This window comes from Rhizobium sp. RU33A (assembly GCF_900156055.1).
GTDB lineage: Bacteria > Pseudomonadota > Alphaproteobacteria > Rhizobiales > Rhizobiaceae > Allorhizobium.
Map to the genome: position 1 here is coordinate 1 of NZ_FTMQ01000006.1, position 19,471 is coordinate 19,471.

18 protein-coding genes and 1 tRNA gene are annotated in these 19,471 nt (G+C 61.7%); 7 read left to right on the plus strand and 12 right to left on the minus strand.

Annotated features, from left to right (window positions below; translation table 11 throughout):
* Positions 1-184 precede the first annotated feature (184 nt).
* The 7 genes from glmU to pcsA all read right to left on the minus strand — a co-directional run bounded on the left by glmU (position 185) and on the right by pcsA (position 8,091).
* Entirely contained in the window at positions 185-1,546 is a 1,362-nt protein-coding gene (glmU, locus tag BW978_RS18980) for a bifunctional UDP-N-acetylglucosamine diphosphorylase/glucosamine-1-phosphate N-acetyltransferase GlmU (protein WP_076397414.1), read from the minus strand.
* A gap of 70 nt (positions 1,547-1,616) precedes the next feature.
* Positions 1,617-2,369, minus strand: coding sequence for a FadR/GntR family transcriptional regulator (locus tag BW978_RS18985; protein WP_076397415.1), 753 nt, complete (start codon positions 2,367-2,369; stop codon positions 1,617-1,619).
* Positions 2,370-2,517: 148 nt separating this feature from the next.
* Entirely contained in the window at positions 2,518-3,591 is a 1,074-nt protein-coding gene (locus tag BW978_RS18990) for a BMP family ABC transporter substrate-binding protein (protein WP_076397416.1), read from the minus strand.
* A 40-nt stretch (positions 3,592-3,631) separates the two neighbouring features.
* Positions 3,632-4,552, minus strand: a complete 921-nt coding sequence (locus BW978_RS18995) for an ABC transporter permease (protein ID WP_076397417.1) — start codon at positions 4,550-4,552, stop codon at positions 3,632-3,634.
* Positions 4,549-5,640 (minus strand): ABC transporter permease, encoded by a 1,092-nt coding sequence (locus BW978_RS19000; protein WP_076397418.1) that lies wholly within the window; start codon positions 5,638-5,640, stop codon positions 4,549-4,551. Before BW978_RS19000 ends, BW978_RS18995 begins: the two co-directional genes overlap by 4 nt.
* On the minus strand, positions 5,630-7,225 hold the full coding sequence (locus tag BW978_RS19005; protein ID WP_076397419.1) for an ABC transporter ATP-binding protein: 1,596 nt from the start codon (positions 7,223-7,225) through the stop codon (positions 5,630-5,632). Before BW978_RS19005 ends, BW978_RS19000 begins: the two co-directional genes overlap by 11 nt.
* 116 nt (positions 7,226-7,341) lie before the next feature.
* Positions 7,342-8,091 carry a phosphatidylcholine synthase gene (pcsA, locus tag BW978_RS19010; RefSeq protein ID WP_076397420.1) on the minus strand — a complete coding sequence of 250 codons (750 nt, stop codon included), beginning with the start codon at positions 8,089-8,091 and terminating at the stop codon, positions 7,342-7,344.
* 188 nt (positions 8,092-8,279) lie between these two features.
* Here pcsA and BW978_RS19015 point away from each other — a divergent pair, with 188 nt between their 5' ends.
* Positions 8,280-9,485: a UbiH/UbiF family hydroxylase gene (locus tag BW978_RS19015; protein ID WP_076397645.1), complete on the plus strand. Its 1,206-nt coding sequence runs from the start codon at positions 8,280-8,282 to the stop codon at positions 9,483-9,485.
* On the opposite strand, the gene BW978_RS19020 is transcribed toward BW978_RS19015, so the two are convergent.
* On the minus strand, positions 9,462-10,424 hold the full coding sequence (locus BW978_RS19020; RefSeq protein ID WP_076397421.1) for an AEC family transporter: 963 nt from the start codon (positions 10,422-10,424) through the stop codon (positions 9,462-9,464). The two genes, BW978_RS19015 and BW978_RS19020, sit on opposite strands and share 24 nt — an antisense overlap.
* A 41-nt stretch (positions 10,425-10,465) precedes the next feature.
* Positions 10,466-11,212, minus strand: coding sequence for a cytochrome c biogenesis CcdA family protein (locus BW978_RS19025; RefSeq protein WP_006727740.1), 747 nt, complete (start codon positions 11,210-11,212; stop codon positions 10,466-10,468).
* Positions 11,213-11,395: 183 nt separating this feature from the next.
* Here BW978_RS19025 and BW978_RS19030 point away from each other — a divergent pair.
* From BW978_RS19030 to BW978_RS19050, 5 genes are all read left to right on the plus strand, one after another.
* Positions 11,396-11,471, plus strand: a tRNA-Lys gene (locus BW978_RS19030).
* Between the two features lie 270 nt (positions 11,472-11,741).
* Positions 11,742-13,040, plus strand: coding sequence for an efflux RND transporter periplasmic adaptor subunit (locus BW978_RS19035; RefSeq protein ID WP_076397422.1), 1,299 nt, complete (start codon positions 11,742-11,744; stop codon positions 13,038-13,040).
* A gap of 8 nt (positions 13,041-13,048) precedes the next feature.
* The gene (locus BW978_RS19040; RefSeq protein ID WP_076397423.1) at positions 13,049-13,765 is read left to right on the plus strand and encodes an ABC transporter ATP-binding protein; all 717 of its coding nucleotides are present in this window, start codon (positions 13,049-13,051) and stop codon (positions 13,763-13,765) included.
* Entirely contained in the window at positions 13,755-14,960 is a 1,206-nt protein-coding gene (locus tag BW978_RS19045) for an ABC transporter permease (protein ID WP_076397424.1), read from the plus strand. Before BW978_RS19040 ends, BW978_RS19045 begins: the two co-directional genes overlap by 11 nt.
* 122 nt (positions 14,961-15,082) lie before the next feature.
* The gene (locus BW978_RS19050; protein WP_139330605.1) at positions 15,083-15,424 is read left to right on the plus strand and encodes a hypothetical protein; all 342 of its coding nucleotides are present in this window, start codon (positions 15,083-15,085) and stop codon (positions 15,422-15,424) included.
* Positions 15,425-15,432: 8 nt separating this feature from the next.
* Here BW978_RS19050 and BW978_RS19055 read toward each other — a convergent pair whose 3' ends face one another.
* Entirely contained in the window at positions 15,433-16,137 is a 705-nt protein-coding gene (locus tag BW978_RS19055) for a phosphodiester glycosidase family protein (RefSeq protein WP_076397426.1), read from the minus strand.
* Positions 16,138-16,347: 210 nt separating this feature from the next.
* Here BW978_RS19055 and BW978_RS19060 point away from each other — a divergent pair, with 210 nt between their 5' ends.
* Positions 16,348-16,887, plus strand: coding sequence for a GNAT family N-acetyltransferase (locus tag BW978_RS19060; RefSeq protein WP_076397427.1), 540 nt, complete (start codon positions 16,348-16,350; stop codon positions 16,885-16,887).
* Positions 16,888-16,987: 100 nt separating this feature from the next.
* Here BW978_RS19060 and BW978_RS19065 read toward each other — a convergent pair whose 3' ends face one another.
* Together BW978_RS19065 and BW978_RS19070 are read right to left on the minus strand one after the other, a co-directional pair.
* Positions 16,988-17,692 (minus strand): 4Fe-4S dicluster domain-containing protein, encoded by a 705-nt coding sequence (locus BW978_RS19065; protein WP_076397428.1) that lies wholly within the window; start codon positions 17,690-17,692, stop codon positions 16,988-16,990.
* Positions 17,693-17,790: 98 nt separating this feature from the next.
* Entirely contained in the window at positions 17,791-19,356 is a 1,566-nt protein-coding gene (locus tag BW978_RS19070) for a trimethylamine methyltransferase family protein (RefSeq protein ID WP_076397646.1), read from the minus strand.
* Positions 19,357-19,471 lie beyond the last annotated feature (115 nt).

A 19,471-nucleotide genomic window follows, 5' to 3' on the forward strand; every position in this document is an offset into this window, starting at 1 on the left:
ACGCTCCGCCACGGGCTTGTTACCGACGATGCCAACGATGCCGCACATGAAATTCTCCGTTTCGTATCAACCACGCGGCTTTTCCTAGCGGTTCCACCGCAATAGGCAATCACGCGTCAGGTCAAATTGCATTTCGTCTCGTAATGCAACGCAGCATAACAAGTGGTGAAGTTTGAATTGGCCGTTACTTGCCTGCTTTTTTGGCGGCCTTGATTGCCAGATTGCGCTCGCGGATCACAGCGGCGCGGCCCGGCTTGATCTCCTGGCGAGCACGGCCGAAGGCGAGCGCATCGGCGGGCACGTCCTCGGTGATGACGCTGCCGGACGCGATGAGCGCGCCATCGCCGATCTTCACCGGGGCGACGAGGGACGAATTCGAGCCGATGAAGGCCCCTGCCCCGATATGCGTCTCGTGCTTGTTCACGCCGTCATAATTGCAGGTGATCGTACCAGCGCCGATATTGGTCTCCGCGCCGACGACGGCATCTCCGATATAAGTCAGATGATTGACCTTGGCGCCGCGGCCGATCTCGGCCTTTTTCACTTCGCAGAAATTGCCGACCTTCGAGCCTTCTGCAAGATTGGCACCCGGACGCAGGCGAGCAAATGGCCCGACGGTCGCGCCGGCTGACACATGGGCGCCTTCGAGATGCGAGAAGGCATGGATGACAGCGCCGCCCTCAACAGTGACTCCCGGACCGAAGACGACATTCGGCTCAATCAACGCATCCTGTCCGATGACCGTGTCGTGGCTCAGGAAGACCGTCTCCGGTGCGATCATCGTCACGCCCGAGACCATCAGCTCGTGCCGACGGCGCTCCTGCCAGAGGCGCTCGATGACGGCGAGCTCAGCGCGATTGTTGCAGCCGGTCAGTTCGCTTTCGGGCGCATCGACGGCGACAGCCTTGCCACCCAAGGACCGGGCAATCTCGACGAGATCGGTCAGATAATACTCACCCTTGGCATTCTGGTTGCCGATCCGGGAGAGGAGGTCGAGGGCCTTCTTGCCGTCGATCGCCATCAATCCACTGTTGCACCAGGTAACGGTCCGCTCGGCCTCGGTCGCATCCTTTTCCTCGCGGATGGCGACCAGCTCGCCATTTTCGACCAGCAAGCGTCCGTAGCCGGTCGGATTGGCCGCATGAAAACCGATGACAGCGACATCGGCACCGCCGGCAAGCGCTTCGCGGGCAGCTTTCAGCGGCGCGGCAGTGATCAGCGGCACATCGCCATAGGCAACGAGGATCTCGTCATAACCGCGGGCGATTGCCTCCTTGGCCATCAGAACGGCGTGCCCTGTGCCGAGGCGTTCTGTCTGCAGGACGCCTTCGACCGCGAGCCCATCAATCGAGACTGCCTTTTCAACCTTGTCGGCATCGCGACCGAGAACCAGCGCGACATCCGACACGCCGGACGCGGCAATCGATGCCATGACATGCGCGATCATCGGACGCCCACCCACCGGATGCAGCACCTTCGACATCGACGACTTCATGCGGGTGCTATCACCAGCAGCGAGAACGACGGCGAGACAGGTACGATTCATGGATGGCTCCGAGCTGAGAATGGCGCTCCTCACTAATACCAGCGAGTGCTGCCCGCAAGTGTCCGGAGGACTAGCCGCGCTTCATGGAACTGTCGACCGCCTTTAAGGCTGCCGCACGCCCCTGCTCGATCGCCCGTTCGGTGGCAGCCCGGGCAGCCTCAGGATCGCGCTGTTCGATCGCATCGACGATCGCCAGATGAAGCTCGGTGATCGCTTCGCCCCGGCCGGCAAGTTCCGGATCGAAGGCCATGGTGAAGGCGCCGTCGAGCGAAGCCTTGATGAAACCGACCATGCTTTCGAGAAACGGGTTGGCCCCGACGATGGTCAGAAGCACGTGGAATCGTAAGTCTGCCTCCACCTGGCCCTGCCAGTCGAGTTCGTTGGAACCCAGGAGCATGGCGTAGTGACGCAGTTCGGCACAGTCCTCGGGCGAAGCGCGCAACGCCGCAAAGGCAGCCGATGCCGGCTCCAGGACCAGACGTACATCATAGAGATGATCGATGAACTCGTGTGTGACACCGGTTCGGAAATGCCAACGCAGCACGTCTTCATCGACAAGGTTCCAGTGACAGCGATCAGTCACCCGTGTCCCGACACGCGATTTGGCAACCACCAGACCCTTGGCGGTCAGCGTCTTCATCGCCTCGCGCAGGACGGACCGTGACACATCGAACTGGGCCTCCAGTTCGGCATCCCCAGGCAAGGGCTCGCCGATGGCAAATCGCCCTCCGACAATCGCAAGGCCGAGTTGCTCGACCACTTTTGCATGGCTCGTCCGAAGATTGGAAACGACTTTCAGTTCCCGAACATCTTCCTTCCGCATCCTGCCTCACACCCCGCCTGAGTTGCTGGATTTGTTATACGAAAGGCCTATGCGGGTGAAGGCATTATCTGAGTATTCCTGCAATTTTCGGAACTCTAAACAAGAGAGAGCGCCCTGAGGCGCTCTCTCCATTTGCGTTCTTTGCAGTTTACTGCGGCAGCTTGTCGTCCACACCTTCGATGTAGAAGTTCATGCCGAGGATGGTGCCGTCATCAGCCGACTCACCTTCCGCCAACCAAGCCGAACCGTCCTGCTTCTTGAGCGGACCGGTGAAGGGCTTCAGTTCGCCGGACTTGATCTTGGCTTCGGTGTCCATGGCCATCGCCTTCACGTCATCGGGCATGTTGGTGTAGGGCGCCATCGACAGGATACCGTCCTTGAGACCGTCGAAGGTCTGGGCGGAGGACCAGGTGCCGTCGAGAACGGCCTGGGTGCGCTTGATGTAGTAGGGCGCCCAGGTGTCGACGATGGCGCTGAGCTGGGCCGTCGGACCGGCGGCGATCATGTCGGAGGCTTGGCCGAATGCCTTCAGGCCACGCTCTTCGGCAACCTGCATCGGAGCCGTGGTGTCGGTGTGCTGGGTCAGAACGTCGACGCCCTGGTCGAACAGAGCCTTGGCGGCATCGGCTTCCTTGCCGGGGTCGAACCAGGTGTTGACCCAGATGACCTTCAGCTTGAATTCCGGGTTTACCGTGCGGGCGCCGTGCAGGAAGGCGTTGATGCCGGCGACCACTTCCGGGATCGGGAAGGAGGCGATGTAGCCGGCAACGCCGGTCTTCGACATCTTGCCGGCAATCTGGCCGTTGATGAAGCGGCCTTCATAGAAGCGCGAATTGTAGGTCGCGACATTCGCCGCGGTCTTGTAGCCGGTCGCGTGTTCGAATTTCACGTCCGGAAACTTCTCGGCGACCTTCAGGGTTGCATCCATGAAGCCGAAGGAGGTCGTGTAGACCAGGGCGCAGCCGGAGCGGGCCATGCGCTCGATTGCGCGCTCGGCATCCGGACCTTCCGGCACGTTTTCGAGGTAAGGCGTTTCAATCTTGTCGCCGAAATGCGCCTGAAGCTCCTGGCGGCCGATGTCGTGCGCCTGGGTCCAACCACCATCGGTCTTCGAGCCGACGTGGACGAAGCAGATCTTCGTCTTGTCCTGAGCGGCGGCGGGTGCCGCGACGGCGACGATTGCGGCTGCCGATGCGGCAAGCGCGAGGAGGATGTTCTTCATGATGTACCCCTGTCTGGTTAGGTTGAAGCTTTTGTTTTGATTATCTATCCGGCACGAACGGCTTGCCGAGGCAAGCCGGCGTATTGATCAGTGTCGTGCGCCGATTATGGGAGATTATGATCAGCACGACAATGGTCGCTGCATAGGGCAGCGCGGAGAGAAATTGCGACGGCAGACCGATGCCGAGCGCCTGCGCATGTAGCTGCCCGATGGTCACGGCGCCGAAGAGATAGCCGCCGGCGAGAACCCGCCAGGGACGCCAGGCGGCAAAGACGACGAGCGCCAGCGCAATCCAGCCGCGGCCGGCGGACATGTTCTCCACCCATTGCGGCGTATAGACGAGCGACAGCTGCGCACCGGCAAGACCGGCACAAGCGCCGCCGAACATCACAGCCAGATAGCGCGTCCGGATGACGGGTAGCCCGAGCGTATGCGCCGAACCGTGGCTGTCGCCGATCGCGCGCAGCTTGAGACCCGAGCGGCTCTTGAACAGATACCAGTTCACGCCGGCGACCAGCAGAATGGAGAGGTAGAAGAACAGGTCCTGGGCGAAGAGGATGGGGCCGATAACAGGAATGTCCGACAGAAGCGGGATGACGATCGGCTGCATTTTCACACCGGGCACACCGACCACGCTTTCGCCGATCATGCCGGAGACGCCAAGGCCGAGGATGGTGAGGGCCAGACCGGTCGCCACCTGGTTCGCGACAAGGGTGAGCGTCAGGAAACCGAAGAGCAGCGAAAAGGCCGCACCGGTCGCGAGCCCTGCGAGAACGCCGACATAGGGCGAGCCGGTCATATTGGTGGCGATGAAGGCGCAGACCGCACCGATGATCATCATGCCTTCGACGCCGAGGTTCAGCACGCCTGAACGCTCGGCCACGAGTTCGCCCATGGCGGCGATCACCAGCGGTGTCGAGGCGGTGATAACAGTGAGAAGGATGGCCTCGAACATGATCAGGCACCCTTCGTCGCGGCATTGCGGGCACGGTCGAAGACGATCCGCACCTTGTAGAGAATGAGCGTGTCACAGGAGAGCACGAAGAACAGCAGAAGCCCCTGAAAGACGCGGGTAACCTTGTCGGAGACGCCGATCGACAGCTGCGCGCCCTCACCGCCGAGATAGGTCAGGGCCAGCACGAAGCCGGAGGCGATGATACCGAGCGGATTAAGACGCCCGAGGAAGGCAACGATGATGGCGGTAAAGCCGTAGCCCGGTGAAATGGTCGGCTGCAGGTGACCGATCGAGCCCGACACTTCCGAAATGCCGGCCAGCCCCGCCAGCGCGCCGGAGAACATCATCGAGAACCAGACCATCTTGCGCGAGGAGAAACCGGCAAAGCGCCCTGCCCGTTCCGACTGCCCGAGCACCACGACCTGAAAGCCCTTCAGCGTGTAGCGCATCATGAACCAGACGGCGACGGCTGCAACCAGCGCAAAGATGATGCCGAGATGGGCGCGGCCGGAGGACAGGATTTCCGGCAGCACGGCTTCCGAGACAAAGGAGCGCGACTGCGGAAAATTGTAGCCGGCCGGATCCTTCCAGATGCCGCGCGTCAGCCAATCCAGGAAAAGCTGGGCGATATAGACGAGCATCAGGCTGGTTAGGATTTCATTGGTGTTGAACCGGGTCTTCAAGAGCGCCGGAATGGCACCATAGGCAGCCCCGCCGAGCGCACCCATGACGATCATCATCGGCAAGAGCAGCGGCGAGTTCCATTCATAGAAAGTGATCGGCAGGATCGAGCCGACGATTGCCCCGACGATGAACTGGCCTTCGGCACCGATATTCCAGTTGTTCGAGCTATAACAGACCGACAGGCCGACACCGATCAGGATCAGCGGTGCGGCCTTCACCGCAAGCTCATGCAGCGACCAGACCTCGAGCAGCGGCTCGATGAAGAAGCTGAAGAGTGCCGAGACCGGGTCCTTGCCGAGCAGCGCAAACATGATGCCGCCGAAGAACACGGTGAGCGCCAGCGCCAGAAGAGGCGATACGATGGCAAACAGGCTGGACTGCCGGGAACGACGTTCGAGTTCAATGCGCATGGGCCGCCTCCGGGGCAGTGGTCAGGCCATGGACGCCGCCCATCAGGATGCCGATGCGTTCGCGGGTCATGGTCGAGGCGGGATAGGCGTCGGACAGCGTGCCTTCGGAGATGGCCGCAATCGAGGTTGCGACCTCAAAGATCTCGTCGAGATCCTGACTGATGACGACGACAGCGGAGCCGGACTTGGCGAGATCGACCAGCGCCTGGCGGATACGGCTTGCAGCGCCTGCATCGACGCCCCAGGTCGGCTGGTTGACGACCAGAACAGAAGGCTGGCGGTCGAGTTCGCGGCCGACGATGAATTTCTGCAGATTGCCGCCGGAGAGTGAACCGGCGGAGGGATCATCACCGCTCTTGCGCACATCCATCATCTCGGAGATGCGGCGCGATGCCTGCTGCACCAGCCCATGGCGTATGAGACCGATTTTGCCGCCTGCGAGATAGGCTGAACGGTCGGACGCATTGCGCGAGAGAAACAGGTTTTCCGACAGGCTCATCGCCGGGATCGCCGCATGGCCGTGGCGCTCTTCCGGCACGAAGCCGGCGCCGAGCAGCCGGCGTTCGTTGATCCCGAGGCGACCGACGGACTTGCCGCGCAGGCGGATTGCATCGGGATTGGGCACAACATACTCGCCGGAAAGCGCATCGAAGAGCTCGCTCTGGCCGTTGCCGGCGACCCCGGCAATGGCGAGGATCTCACCCGCCTTCACGGTCATCGAAACACTCTTCAGCGGCATGGCAAAAGGTGTCCGCGGGCTCACCGAGAGGTCTGTGACCTGGAGTTGGACGACGCCATCCGTGGGCGGCTCGACCTTCTCGACACCGGCAACATCGGCACCCACCATCATGCGGGCAAGCGAAGCCGGCGTTTCCTGCCGCGGGTCGCAGGCGCCCGTGACCTTGCCGTGACGAAGCACGGTCGCGCGATCGCAGATGCGCTGCACTTCCTCGAGCCGGTGGCTGATATAGAGAACGGAGCGACCTTCCGCCTTCAGCTTGAACAGGGTCTCGAACAGCTTGTCGGCTTCCTGCGGCGTCAGCACCGAGGTCGGCTCGTCAAGGATGATGAGTTTGGGGTTCTGCAAGAGCGCGCGCACGATCTCGATGCGCTGGCGTTCACCGACCGAGAGATCGGCGACATGGGCATTGGGATCGAGCGGCAATCCATAGGCGACGGAAAGCTCGGCCGCCTTCTTGGACAGCTCGGAGATCGAGATCTTCTCGTCGAGCGACAGCGCGATGTTTTCGGCGACCGTCAGCGCCTCGAAAAGCGAAAAATGCTGGAAGACCATGCCGATGCCGAGACGCCGGGCTGCGGCAGGATTGGCGATCAGACGATCCAGGCCCTCCCATCCGATCGTGCCGGCGGAAGGCGCGAGAATACCGAACAGCATCTTCACAAGAGTCGATTTGCCAGCACCGTTCTCGCCGAGAAGAGCATGGATCTCGCCATGGCCGATGTCGAGGTCGATGTCGTCGCAGGCTTTAAAGCTGCCGAACAGCTTCGTCAGCCCCCGCACGGTCAGAAGCGGCTTTTCGCCCTCGGGCGGTTGATGCGGCACAGGTCCCCCTTGCACTCTCATGCGCGTCGGCCGGGTCTTTCGCCCGGTCCACCGCTCAATTCATAACCTGTTTGCGGCAGCGCACAATATATAGGCAAAAGTTTTTTTTGGTTTTGCCCAGCCTCGTGCCAGAGCGGTCAGTCGCGGCGACCAAGGCCGGGGAATAGCTGCATCACGGCCCCGATCACATACAGGTAGATACCGCTCAGAATAGTTCCCCAGACCACCCACGTTGGCGCATTGAACGGCTGCCCGGGCGCATCGGAGCTTTGCAGCAGGGCGTAACCCGCAAACCCACACCAGAGAAAGAACACCGTCAGGTTCAATGGGCGCAGTCTCTTGACCCGGACAGGATGCAGGAAGTGGATCGGCAGGAAAGTCAGGAAGACCGAGAGCAGCACCACAGTGAGCGCCGTGATCGCACTCGCATCGATGACGAACAGCGTGAAAATCACCATGTTCCAGACGACGGGGAAGCCGGAAAAGAAATACTCATCGGTCTTCATACCCATGTCGGCGTAATAAATGGCGCTCGACACCACGATCAATCCAGCGGCGACGAAGGACCATGGCTCTCCGATCATGCCGCTCTGATAGAGCGCAAAGGCTGGCAGAAGCACATAGGTGACGTAGTCGATGATGTTGTCGAGCGTATCGCCCGACCAGTTCGGCAGGACTTCCTTGACGCGCACCTTGCGCGCAATCGGTCCGTCTATGCCATCGACGAGCAGCGCCAGGCCCAGCCACCAGAACATGTCGACAAAGCGGTGTTCTGCTGCTGCGACGACACCGAGAAAGGCAAGGAAGGATCCGGAAGCGGTGAGCATATGAACCGAAAAGGCACGGATTTCGGCATAGGGCACGCGCTTGTAATTGAAGATCTTCATCCCTGCTCCAGTCGGCGGCACTTCGGAGGAAACGGTATCGGACGAAATCAAGCGCATTGCAACACAAGCGGCAGTCTATGCCCGGATTTCACCTCGGGCCCACTTCGTGGATGCGCCAATTCGGCCCATGGATTTTACCGTGCGGCGGCTCTAGATATCGTCACAAGATGCCAATCGGGACCTTCATCATGAGCTACGAATTCGACATTGCCGTCATGGGCGCCGGGCCCGCTGGACAAATCGCAGCCCTCGCCATGGCCCGCGGCGGTCGCCGCGTCGTGCTGGTCGGCCCTGAACCCGACGGATCGGACCGGCGCACCACGGCGTTGATGGACCCGTCGCTGGCGATGCTCGAGCGCCTCGGTCTCTGGCAGGAATTGAAGGAGACGGCCGCCGCCCTCACCGTCATGCAGATCATCGACGGCACCCGCCGGCTTCTGCGGGCACCGACGGTCGCATTCCGGAGTGCGGAAATCGGGCTAGACGCCTTCGGTTACAACATTCCCAATGCCGCACTTCTCGAAAAGCTGGCAAAGGCGGTGGCGGCCGAACCGCTGATCACCCGCCGAGCCTTTGCGGCCGAGACCATTGATATCGGCGCGGATGCGGTCACCATCGGCTTGGAGGGTGAAGACGCAATCACTGCGGGCTTTGCGATCGGCGCCGATGGCCGCCGCTCAAAAACCCGCGAAAGCGCCGGCGTCGGCGTCAAGACCTGGTCCTACCCGCAGACAGCAGTGGTGATGAATTTCATCCACAGCTTGCCACACCAGAACGTTTCGACGGAATTCCACACCGAATCGGGCCCCTTCACCCAGGTCCCCCTGCCTGGCCTGCGCTCCAGCCTCGTCTGGGTCGTCGCGCCGCAGGAAGCGGATCGGCTGATCGCGCTCTCACCGGATCAACTCTCGGCCGAAGTCGAAGCCCGCATGCAATCCATGCTGGGCAAGGTTCAGGTCGCAGACGGCGTCCAGGCCTGGCCGCTCTCGGGCATGACGGCGCGTCAGTATGGCAAGGGCCGCTCCGCCTTCATCGGCGAGGCCGGTCATGCCTTCCCGCCGATCGGTGCGCAGGGCCTGAACCTCAGTCTGCGCGACATCGCAGCGCTGGAAGACATTCTGCTCGATGACAGTTCGGCACTGATTGCTGGAGATTCGGGCGACCGCTTCGACCGCAAGCGCCGCCTCGATATTGCCAGCCGCACGGCAAGCGTCGATCTTCTCAACCGATCGCTGCTGTCGGGCCTGCTGCCCGTTCAAATGATGCGGGCTGCCGGCCTCCAGGTACTGGCGAGCGTGGCACCACTGCGCAATCTCGTCATGCAGGAAGGTGTGGCGCCGGGGCGCGCACTGAAGAACCTGCCGTCACTGCTACGGGAAAAGGTCCGCCGGTAAGTAACCCTGGGTGATGGCAAACAAAAGCGCCGACACAGAGAACACCGAAATGACCGTGGTGATCAGGATTGTGGCGGACGCCCTTTCCTGCCAGACGCCATATTGTTGGCCGATGACGAAGACATTGGTCGCCGTCGGCAGTGAGGCGAGCAGGACGGCGGTATAGACCCAGAGCGGGTCGAAGTTTCCGACGAAACTCAAGACGACATAGACCAGGATCGGATGCAGCACGAGCTTGATCGGCACGATGTAGCCGATCTCGGCGGGAATGCGCTTGAGCGGCCGCAGCGCAAGCGTCACGCCCATGGCAAACAGCGCGCAAGGAGCCGCTGCCTGGGCGAGATAGTCGATCAGCCGTTGCAGCGCGAGTGGCGGCTCGAAGGCAAAGGCGGCAGCGACGAAACCAACGAGTGTCGCGATGATGAACGGATGGGTCAGGATTTTCCTGGCAACATCGAGCGCCAGTTGGCCCGGCGGCCGTTTGTCGCCACCGGCAAAGGCCATCATGGCGGGGGCAACCATGAAATGGACAGCGTTCTCGAAGCAGAACACCAGCGCGACCGGAACGGCCGCCTTTTCACCGAAGGCGAGCAGCGACAGGCCCGGGCCCATGTAGCCGATGTTGCCATAAGCGCCAGCAAGCGCCTGGACGGTCGATTCGGCGATGTTGTTACCGCGAACATAACGGCCGATCACGAAGACCACGACAAAGATCGAATAGGTGGCCGCAAGGCAGGCCGCAATGAAGTCGATGCGCGTCAGCTGTTCGATCGGCGTGCGCGAAACGAGCTTGAAGAACAGTGCTGGCAGCGTGACATAGATGACGAAGAAGTTCAGCCAGCCGAGCGCCTGAGCGGAATGGTCGCCGAGCTTCCCCGACACGTAACCGATCAGGATCAGGCCGAAAAACGGCAAGACCAGCGCGATGATATCCGCCATGGCTCACTCCCCCTGAACGCGAATATGCGCTCAAACGGGACTTAGCCGATTTGCGACAGGATTGGAAAGGTCTGCTGGAACCAGATCGCCATGTCGGAGACATAACCGAAGATGAAGGCGAGCCCGGTCAGCACCAGCAGCCCACCCATGGCCTTCTCCACCACGCCGAGATGCCGGCGGAAGCGCGTGAGAAACCGCATGAAGGCGCCCGAGAAGCCGGCCGCGATCCAGAAGGGCACGGCAAGCCCGAGCGAATAGATCGCCAGTAGCAGCGCACCATCCCCGACGGTCTCCTTCGAGGCCGCAACCCCGAGGATGGCGCCCAAGACCGGGCCGATGCAGGGCGTCCAACCGAAGGCGAAAGCGAGACCCATGACATAGGCGCCCGAAAGCGTTGCGGGCTTTCCGCCGCCTGCGAATCGATATTCCGAGGAAAGAAGTCCGAGGCGGAAGACGCCTAGGAAATTCAGCCCCATGATGATGATGATCACGCCGCCGATCTTGGAGAGGAGATCCATGTGCTGGCGCAACAGCCCGCCAATGGTCGAGGCACCTGCGCCGAGCGCGACGAAGACGGTCGCAAAGCCGAGCGTGAAGACGAGCGCCGTCAACATCACCGTCCGGCGGGCGGCCGCGTTTTCCGCCTGCGCCCCCTCGCGGAACTGATCGACCGAAATCCCCGCCATATAGCAGAGATAGGGAGGTACCAGCGGCAGCACGCAGGGCGAAAGGAACGACAGGGCTCCGGCCAGAAGCGCGCTGAAAAAGGAAATATCGGCAATCGACACTGTGAACTCCGGAACCCGAACCGGCCCTTCCTAATCCCGCAACCCCGTGCTTGCCAATCACCATTGCGTAGCCTGCGACAACAGGACTGAATTTTGCTGCCGAAACTGCATTTTTGCGGTTGACCGGCCGGGGTCACCTGCCTATGTTCCGCGCACTTCTTGAGGCGGCGCAAAACCGCACGGGAGAGCGTAGCTCAGCCGGTAGAGCAACTGACTTTTAATCAGTAGGTCCAGGGTTCGAACCCCTGCGCTCTCACCACAGACCCCCAATGTTTTCAGAGATTTCCGGCGAATTGCTCACAATGTAGGTGTGCGACTTGCGAGCGTCGAAAGTCACCCATGCGACTTTTCGTTCGTGCCAGCACCGGGTAGTTGCGCACGATCAGCGTCGAGCGGACCCAACCTTACCAATGTTTCACTGTCCTTTCCGCCGCGAAGGTCTATCTGCATCATGAGGGAACCGCTTGCCACTTGACCCCGATCAACGGCAACGGCCCGGGCTTGGGCCATGGTCCGGGCATGGCAAAGAATGCAACATGACGGAGCAGACGTGAGCGACGACGTAAAACCGGAGAATTCCTCCGAAGCCGAGGAGCTGAAAGCGCTCCTGGCCAATGCTGCACGACCAAAGCGACGCTGGGGTCTGCGCTTCCTCGTGCTCGTCGCGCTCGCTGGCCTAGGCTACGGCACTTATCTTTGGTCGGCCGGCGGAACGACGGTCAGCTACAGTACATCGGAGCTGAAACCTGGCGATCTGACGGTGATCGTCACCGCGACCGGGTCGGTCGAGCCCACCGTTCAGGTCGACGTTTCCTCCGAACAATCGGGCACGGTGCGGGAGGTACTGGTCGACTACAACAGCGAGGTGAAGAAGGGCGACGTCCTGGCGCGCCTCGATACCGACAAGCTGGGCGCCGACTTAAAGGCCAAAGAAGCTGCGCTTGCATCTGCCCGTGCCACCGTTTCCAAGGCTGAAGCCGACGAGCAATCCGCCAAGGCCAAGCTCGACCGGCTAACCACGCTGGTCTCGAGCCGTGTCTCGACCCAGCAGGATCTCGACACCGCCGAATACACCTTCCAGGCCGCATCCGCCGCGCGCGAGAGCGCAGAGGCCGATGTCTTCTCGGCACAAGCTGCTCTCGAACAGGCAAATCTGTCGCTCTCCAAGGCGACCATCGCGTCGCCGATCGATGGCATCGTTCTGTCGCGCAATGTCGATCCCGGCGCCACGGTAGCAGCCTCGCTGGAAGCGCCGACACTCTTCACCATCGCTGGTGACCTGAGACTTATGGAGCTGCAGGTCTCCATCGACGAGGCCGATGTCGGCCAGGTCGCTGTGGGTCAGACCGCCACATTCACGGTCGATGCCTTTCCCGATCAGCGTTTCCCCGCCGAAATCACCTCAATCCGCTATGCGTCCGAAACGGTGAACGATGTCGTGACCTACAAGGGCATCCTGTCCGTCGCCAATGACGATTTGCTGCTGCGCCAGGGCATGACGGCAACCGCCGACATCGTCGTCCAGTCGGTCGAAGACGGCCTGCTCATTCCCAATGCCGCCTTGCGCTACTCGCCCCCCGCCACGCAGACCGTGACCGCCGAAGGCGGCAGCGGCGTCTTTAGCCTGTTTCGCCCGCCACGCCAGGCACCCGCGAGCGCGCCTGAGCCGACGGGCAGCGAACGCACCATCTGGTTGTTGCGTGAGGGTCAGCCGGTCGCCGTCAACATCGAGATCGGTTCCTCCGACGGGCAGAATACGGTGATCGTTAAGGGCGACGTGAAGGAAGGCGACCGGGTCATTACGGATCAGACGGTTCGCAACGGTTGAGGCACAGGATGGCAGTGGCCCCACTCATCGAGTTTCGCCAGATCTCCCGCATCTATGGCCGCGGAGAAGCAACCATCCGCGCGCTGGACCGAGTCGACCTGACGATCGAACGGCATGAATTCGTTGCGATCATGGGCCCGTCCGGCTCGGGGAAATCGACTGCCATGAACATCCTCGGCTGCCTGGATGTGCCGACCTCCGGCCAATACCTCTTTCAGGGCATCGACACGACGGGCTTCGACCGTGCCCAATACACGTTGCTGCGCCGCCACATGCTGGGCTTTGTCTTCCAGGGTTTCAACCTGCTTGCCCGCACCTCGGCCGTCGAGAATGTCGAACTGCCCCTGGTCTATCGTGGCATGGATGCGCGCGAGCGACGCGCCCGCGCCTTGACCGCGCTGTCGCAGGTCGGTCTGGCCGGCCGCGAGAACCACACGACCCAAGAGCTGTCGGGCGGCCAGCAGCAACGCGTCGCCATTGCGCGCGCAATCGTCACAAGCCCTTCCGTACTCTTGGCCGACGAGCCGACCGGCAATCTCGACACGAAGACCAGCCGCGAGATCATGGAACTGATCACCGGCCTCAACCGTGACCACGGAATAACGGTCATCATGGTCACCCACGAAGACGATATTGCAGCCCATGCCAAGCGCACGCTGCGGTTCGTCGATGGCCAGATCCAGTCCGACACCCATGCCGGAGCGGAGGTCGCCGATGTTCTTTGAGACCCTAAAACTCGCACTCCGCGCCATCCGCCGCAATCTGTTGCGCTCCTTCCTCACTGTGCTCGGCGTCGTCATCGGCGTCGCCGCCGTCATCGCGATGGTGACGATCGGCAACGGCACCACGGCTCAGGTGACGGCGGAAATCTCAAAGCTCGGGACCAATCTCCTGTTTGTCCGCCCAGGCCAGTTCGGACCTGGCCGCGCCGCAGCCGATGCCAAGAAGTTCACCATCCGCGACCTCGACGCAATCCGCGAGCAGATCCCGGGCCTGCGCGCCGTGGCCGCCATCAACCAGTCCAGCCAGACGGTGGTCTTCAGCGGCCAGAGCCGGCAAACGACGATCATCGGCTCGGGCAACGATTATCTCGTGGCCCAGAACTGGGAACTCGCCTCCGGCCGCAACTTCCTGCCGTCCGAAGAGCGCGGCGGACAGGCCGTCTGCCTTATCGGTGAGACGGTGCGTTCCAGGCTGTTCGGCTCGACCCCTGCCGTCGACCAGACCATCCGCGTCGGCAATGTGGCCTGCCAGGTCATTGGCCTTCTCGACAAGAAGGGGCAAAGCGGCATGGGCAGCGACCAGGACGATGTCGTGATGATGCCGCTCAAGGTCTTCCAGCGCCGCATCGGCGGCTCGACGGACATCTCCAGCGTCATGCTCTCGGCCGAAGACGGCGTATCCACGGCAAAGGTACAGGCCGATGTCGAACGCCTGCTGCGCGAGCGCCGCAAGATTATTGCGGGTCGCGACGATGATTTCACCGTCAACGACATGACCCAGATGGCAGCGACGCTGACCGGCACCACGACCCTGATGACGGGCCTGCTCGGCGCGGTCGCCGCCGTCTCGCTGCTCGTCGGCGGCATCGGCATCATGAACATCATGCTCGTCTCCGTCACCGAGCGAACGCGAGAGATCGGCATCAGGCTGGCGATCGGCGCAGTCGAGCGCCAGGTGCTGATGCAATTCCTCGTCGAAGCGGTCACGCTGTCCGTCTTCGGCGGGGTGGTCGGCATCGCCCTCGGCCTTGGCATAGCCTATACGGCCGTCACGCTGATGTCGGTCCCCTTTGTCGCGAGCCCCTCGATCATCCTGCTCGCCTTCGCCTTTTCGGCAGCGATCGGCATGGTCTTCGGCTATTTCCCCGCCCGCCGCGCCGCGCAGATGAACCCGATCGACGCACTCCGCCACGAGTGACGGCCGGTCGCGGAACTGCGGGACCAGCTTGGGGCAAACTTGGCATGCTGTAGCTTGACCTAATGGACGCTTAGCCCGGCTATGCGTGCATGAGTATTTTGACCAGCAGAGGGAGTAAGCCCATGGCAGCCTTTCCGGACCGCGACACCGTCGCCGCCAAGATCGCCTCGATGCAGGAGCCCGACCAGGCTTTTCTGAAGCTCATCTTCGAAAACCCGGCTCAGGACGATGCATTGCTTGAAGGTCTCTACGTCTATCTCGAGATCGCCTCGGAATCCCGGTTTCTGAACTCGCTGAAGCTTGAGCGCAATGGCGAGTGGATCGGCGCCAATGCCCCGTCTCGCCTGCAGATCCGCCTGATGGAAGCCGCCCGCTCCAGCCAGCACCCGGCTTTCGCCGCCTTCCGCACCGGTCTCAATCGTTCCGGAGGCCTCGAGCGCGCCTATCCCAAGGCCGCCGTTTGACGACAGTCTCACTGCGGGATCGGCATGCTGACCGAGAGGATCGGCCCCATCGGAAAGAGCCGGTCCATCCGCTTATCCTCGGCGATGAATACGCTTGAAATCGTGCCATCAAGATAAAGCGCATTGTCACAGCCTAACTGGTCGCGGAAAAAGGCCGCGAAATCGTAGAACCGGACCGGTACCCGCGACACCACCATGTGCACTTGCCCCTCGGCATCGACACCGATGCCGTTGCGGATCTTGAAGCTGTCGCTATCGGCCAGAAATCGCGGATGCAGTCTACCATCGATGACCAGCATCGGGCCGGACTGCGTGCCGAAGTCGGGCGTCAATCCGCTGGCGACGAAGGCCTTGGTCTCGATCACCGACGCCTTGCCGTCCTTCATCAAGAAGACACCGTTCGGCAGCAGGTGAAAATTCCCCCATCCACCGCCCGTAATTGCGGGTTTCAGCACCTTTCCGTATTCGGCAAAATAGCCAACCGGCGACAGGTCGTCGTGATACATGCCAGCATTCATCGCAAATGTCAGCACGCGCCGTTCGGCCCAGAGCTGGCGTCTCAAGCTGGCAAACCCGCCATAGACCTGCCCCTCGGGCGAGGCCAGATGCAGCCTTATTTCATCGCGGGCAGGATCGAACCGGCAGGCGAGATAGCGGCCATCCCCGTCGATGAGGTCCTCGCAGGCCGCCTGCGCCAGCGCAGGCAGGAACATACATGCAATCAGAACGATGGATTTCAGACAGTAACGCACGCGGGAACCTCGGTGGAGCGAACCTCATGGCGGTGATTCCGGGCTTTGTGAAGGCTTTCTTTTTGCATTTCATCTTGGACAACCGAAAATTACAAAATTCACAAATACAATCTTTTCCAAGCAACTATTCCACTTAGAACACATGCACCGGACTTATAGATCGAGGTGATCATGAGCTGCCTAGAAGGCCAACGTCTCCGCCTGCGCGCTGCGACCGCAGATGATGCTGAAGCCCGCTTTTCGTTGGGGCACAGCCCTGACATCGTTCGGATGTTCGGCGTGAGCCAAGCAGATCATAAAGCTATGACCAGGGAAGCCGCGGAAGCCTGGGCTCTCGGCCAATCGAATGACCCTTACGCCTGGATTATTGAAGTCGGTGGACAGTTAATCGGCGAAATTAAACTCCACACTATAAACACTGTTGATCGCCGGGCCTTCATGGCGATCGCGATCTACGATAGCCAGTTGCTCGGCAAGGGCTTTGGAAGTGAGGCAATCCACCTGCTTTTGCACCACGCCTTCACGCAACTGAAACTCCACCGGATTGCAGTGCGTGTTCTTGCCTATAATGAGCGAGCCATAAAAGCCTACCAGAAGTGTGGGTTTGTGGTTGAAGGACGAGAGCGAGAGACCGCGTTCGTCGACGGAATCTGGCATGACGACCTGATGATGGGCATCCTTTCGCGAGAATATCTTCAGTTGCGCCAGTGAACATCGCCCCACCAAAATCGAGTGTAGTCGTCTTCTCGTATTGCGCCCGATTGGTACTGCTCGAAAGCGCGCTAGCCGGTACCTGGCCGCATTCTGAAAGTTATCCCGGCAACTTCAGCGCCTGCATGTGAAAGCGCAGCTGCGAATTCGGATAGCGATAGTCGGCTCCGACCGGACAGGCATTGCGGGCGAGACAGCCTGACACCATGCAGCCACCCTGCCCTTCAGGGCTCGCCAGATGCGCGCGGCACGCCGCCACATCGAACCCGTCCAGCGAGATTGCGCCAACAGGGCACGCCGTCAGACAGGGTTTGTCGTGACAGGCCTCGCAAGGATGAGGCCCGGTCATAGCCGGCCCCTCTTGTGCTTCGTCCCAGTTGCGAAACAGAAGTGCGCCGCGATAGCTGTGCCAGAGACCGAAGCGCGGATGGATCAGGATCCCGAGCGGCGACGCTTGCAGCCCTTCGGCCCACATCGCCCAGCGCTGGAAGGGTTGGTAAGGCGCCTCTGACGGATAGCAGGCTTGCGCCCCGATCTCCTCGGCGACCTGATCGATCACCGTCTTTGACCAGCGATCGAGCGGATCAGCACCACCGTGATCGGCTTGCGCCGTCCGCCAGCGCTCGAAATGCGGCCACGTGGCGCCACCGACGACCCCGATCAGGAGAACGGCCTCAGCCGGGGCACTGTCGGCAAGCAGCGGCGCCTGGTCTTCCTGTCCGAAGCGAAGAAGCCCGCGCGGCGCAAGCCCATGCTCGGCGAGCCGCGCATCGAGTGTCGCCAAAACGCCCGAAGGGCCGCTCATCGCGGCCCCTCGAATTTGTAATGCGGGCGCCAGACCTCCTCTTGGATCATGTCGGCCACCCGGTGTGCTCCGCCTTGCTCCCTGGCAACGGGACCCTTTCAGGTGAAGGCGTCGGGCATCGAGTTCTTGCGGTCGGCGATGAACGCCAGCAAGGCCTCGTCGATGGCAGGATCGAGCGCCGGCGCCTCGTAGGCGTCGAGCCACGAACGGCAGAGCGCATTGGCACGGTCTTCGATCCGCTTGCGGCCTTCGATTTCCCACTGCTCGAAGGAATTGTTGTCGGCAAGTGCAGAGCGATAGAACGCCGTCTGGAAGTTCGCCTGTGTATGAGCGCAGCCGAGATAATGGGCACCCGGACCCACTTCGCGGATGGCGTCCATCGCCTGACCGTCCTCGGTCAGATCGACGCCCTGTGCCATCTTCTGCATCATGCCGAGCTGGTCCTGGTCGATCATGAACTTCTCGTAGCAGGCAGCAAGGCCGCCCTCGAGCCAGCCGGCCGCGTGCAGGACGAAATTGGCCCCGGCAAGCAACGTCATGTTGAGCGTGTTGGCGCTCTCATGGGCTGCTTGCGCATCCGGAACCTTCGACGCACAGAGCGAGCCGCCCGTACGGAAGGGCAGACCCATGCGTCGCGCGAGCTGGGCGGCTCCATAGGACACCAGAGCTGGCTCCGGCGTACCGAAGGTCGGCGCACCCGACTGCATCGAGATCGAAGCGGCAAACGTGCCGAACAGCACCGGCGCACCCGGACGGATGAGCTGGGTGAACGAGGCACCCGCCAGAACTTCCGCAAGGATCTGCGTCAGCGTGCCTGCGACAGTGACCGGGCTCATTGCGCCGGACAGGATGAAGGGCGAGATGACCGAAGCCTGACCGTGACGGGCATAGACCTTCGCCGCGCCGAGCATGGTCTCGTCGAAGACCATCGGCGAGTTGGCGTTGATCAGGTTCAGCATGACGCAGTTGTTTTCGACGAACTCGTCACCGAAGACGAGCTTGGCCATCGCAACCGAATCTTCCGCCCGCTCCGGTGCCGTGACCGAGCCCATGAACGGCTTGTCGGAATATTTGATGTGGCTGTAGACCATGTCGAGGTGACGCTTGTTCACCGGAATGTCGACCGGTTCGCAAACCGTGCCGCCGGACGAATGCATCGACGGCGCCATATAGGCAAGCTTCACGAAGTTGCGGAAATCCTCGAGCGTCGCATAGCGGCGAACGCCTTCGAGATCGCGCACGAAAGGCGAGCCATAGACCGGCGCAAATACCGTGGCATTGCCACCGATCTGCACGCTGCGCTCGGGATTACGCGCATGCCAGGTGAATTCCGACGGGGCCGTCTTCAAGAGTTCGCGGCACAAACCTTTCGGAAAATGCACGCGCTCGCCCTTCACGTCGGCGCCGGCCTGTCTCCACAGCTCCAGCGCTTCTGCGTCTTCACGGAATTCGATGCCGATCTCTTCGAGAACGGTGTCGGCATTGCGCTCGATCAGCTCCAGGCCTTCCTCGTCGAGGACCTCGTAAGTTTTGATCTTGCGGGTGATGTAGGGCATGGACGGACCGGCACCGCCGCCGCTGCGCGATGCCCTGCGGGCCGCAGCCCCTCGTCCTTCGCCGCGTTGGCGGCGGCCTGCGCCCGGTTCTGCCGTGATCTCGTCCATGTCTGTTTCCTCGCTCGAGCGCTCGTCCGCGCTGCTTCTCTCCTCCATTATGCTATTCCAATCCGCATGTGAAACCATCCTTTATGCGCCAACCGCTTGCGTCTCACAGACATCG

Coding starts and splice junctions, on each gene's coding strand:
- BW978_RS19020 (WP_076397421.1), bottom strand. CDS start 10,424: ATGGCGGATATCATCGCGCTGGTCTTGCCGTTTTTCGGCCTGATCCTG.
- BW978_RS19040 (WP_076397423.1), top strand. CDS start 13,049: ATGGCAGTGGCCCCACTCATCGAGTTTCGCCAGATCTCCCGCATCTAT.
- BW978_RS18990 (WP_076397416.1), bottom strand. CDS start 3,591: ATGAAGAACATCCTCCTCGCGCTTGCCGCATCGGCAGCCGCAATCGTC.
- pcsA (WP_076397420.1), bottom strand. CDS start 8,091: ATGAAGATCTTCAATTACAAGCGCGTGCCCTATGCCGAAATCCGTGCC.
- BW978_RS19035 (WP_076397422.1), top strand. CDS start 11,742: ATGCAACATGACGGAGCAGACGTGAGCGACGACGTAAAACCGGAGAAT.
- BW978_RS19050 (WP_139330605.1), top strand. CDS start 15,083: ATGGCAGCCTTTCCGGACCGCGACACCGTCGCCGCCAAGATCGCCTCG.
- BW978_RS19015 (WP_076397645.1), top strand. CDS start 8,280: ATGAGCTACGAATTCGACATTGCCGTCATGGGCGCCGGGCCCGCTGGA.
- BW978_RS19045 (WP_076397424.1), top strand. CDS start 13,755: ATGTTCTTTGAGACCCTAAAACTCGCACTCCGCGCCATCCGCCGCAAT.
- BW978_RS19060 (WP_076397427.1), top strand. CDS start 16,348: ATGAGCTGCCTAGAAGGCCAACGTCTCCGCCTGCGCGCTGCGACCGCA.
- BW978_RS19000 (WP_076397418.1), bottom strand. CDS start 5,640: ATGCGCATTGAACTCGAACGTCGTTCCCGGCAGTCCAGCCTGTTTGCC.
- BW978_RS19055 (WP_076397426.1), bottom strand. CDS start 16,137: ATGTTCCTGCCTGCGCTGGCGCAGGCGGCCTGCGAGGACCTCATCGAC.
- BW978_RS19070 (WP_076397646.1), bottom strand. CDS start 19,356: ATGGACGAGATCACGGCAGAACCGGGCGCAGGCCGCCGCCAACGCGGC.
- BW978_RS19005 (WP_076397419.1), bottom strand. CDS start 7,225: ATGAGAGTGCAAGGGGGACCTGTGCCGCATCAACCGCCCGAGGGCGAA.
- BW978_RS19065 (WP_076397428.1), bottom strand. CDS start 17,692: ATGAGCGGCCCTTCGGGCGTTTTGGCGACACTCGATGCGCGGCTCGCC.
- glmU (WP_076397414.1), bottom strand. CDS start 1,546: ATGAATCGTACCTGTCTCGCCGTCGTTCTCGCTGCTGGTGATAGCACC.
- BW978_RS18985 (WP_076397415.1), bottom strand. CDS start 2,369: ATGCGGAAGGAAGATGTTCGGGAACTGAAAGTCGTTTCCAATCTTCGG.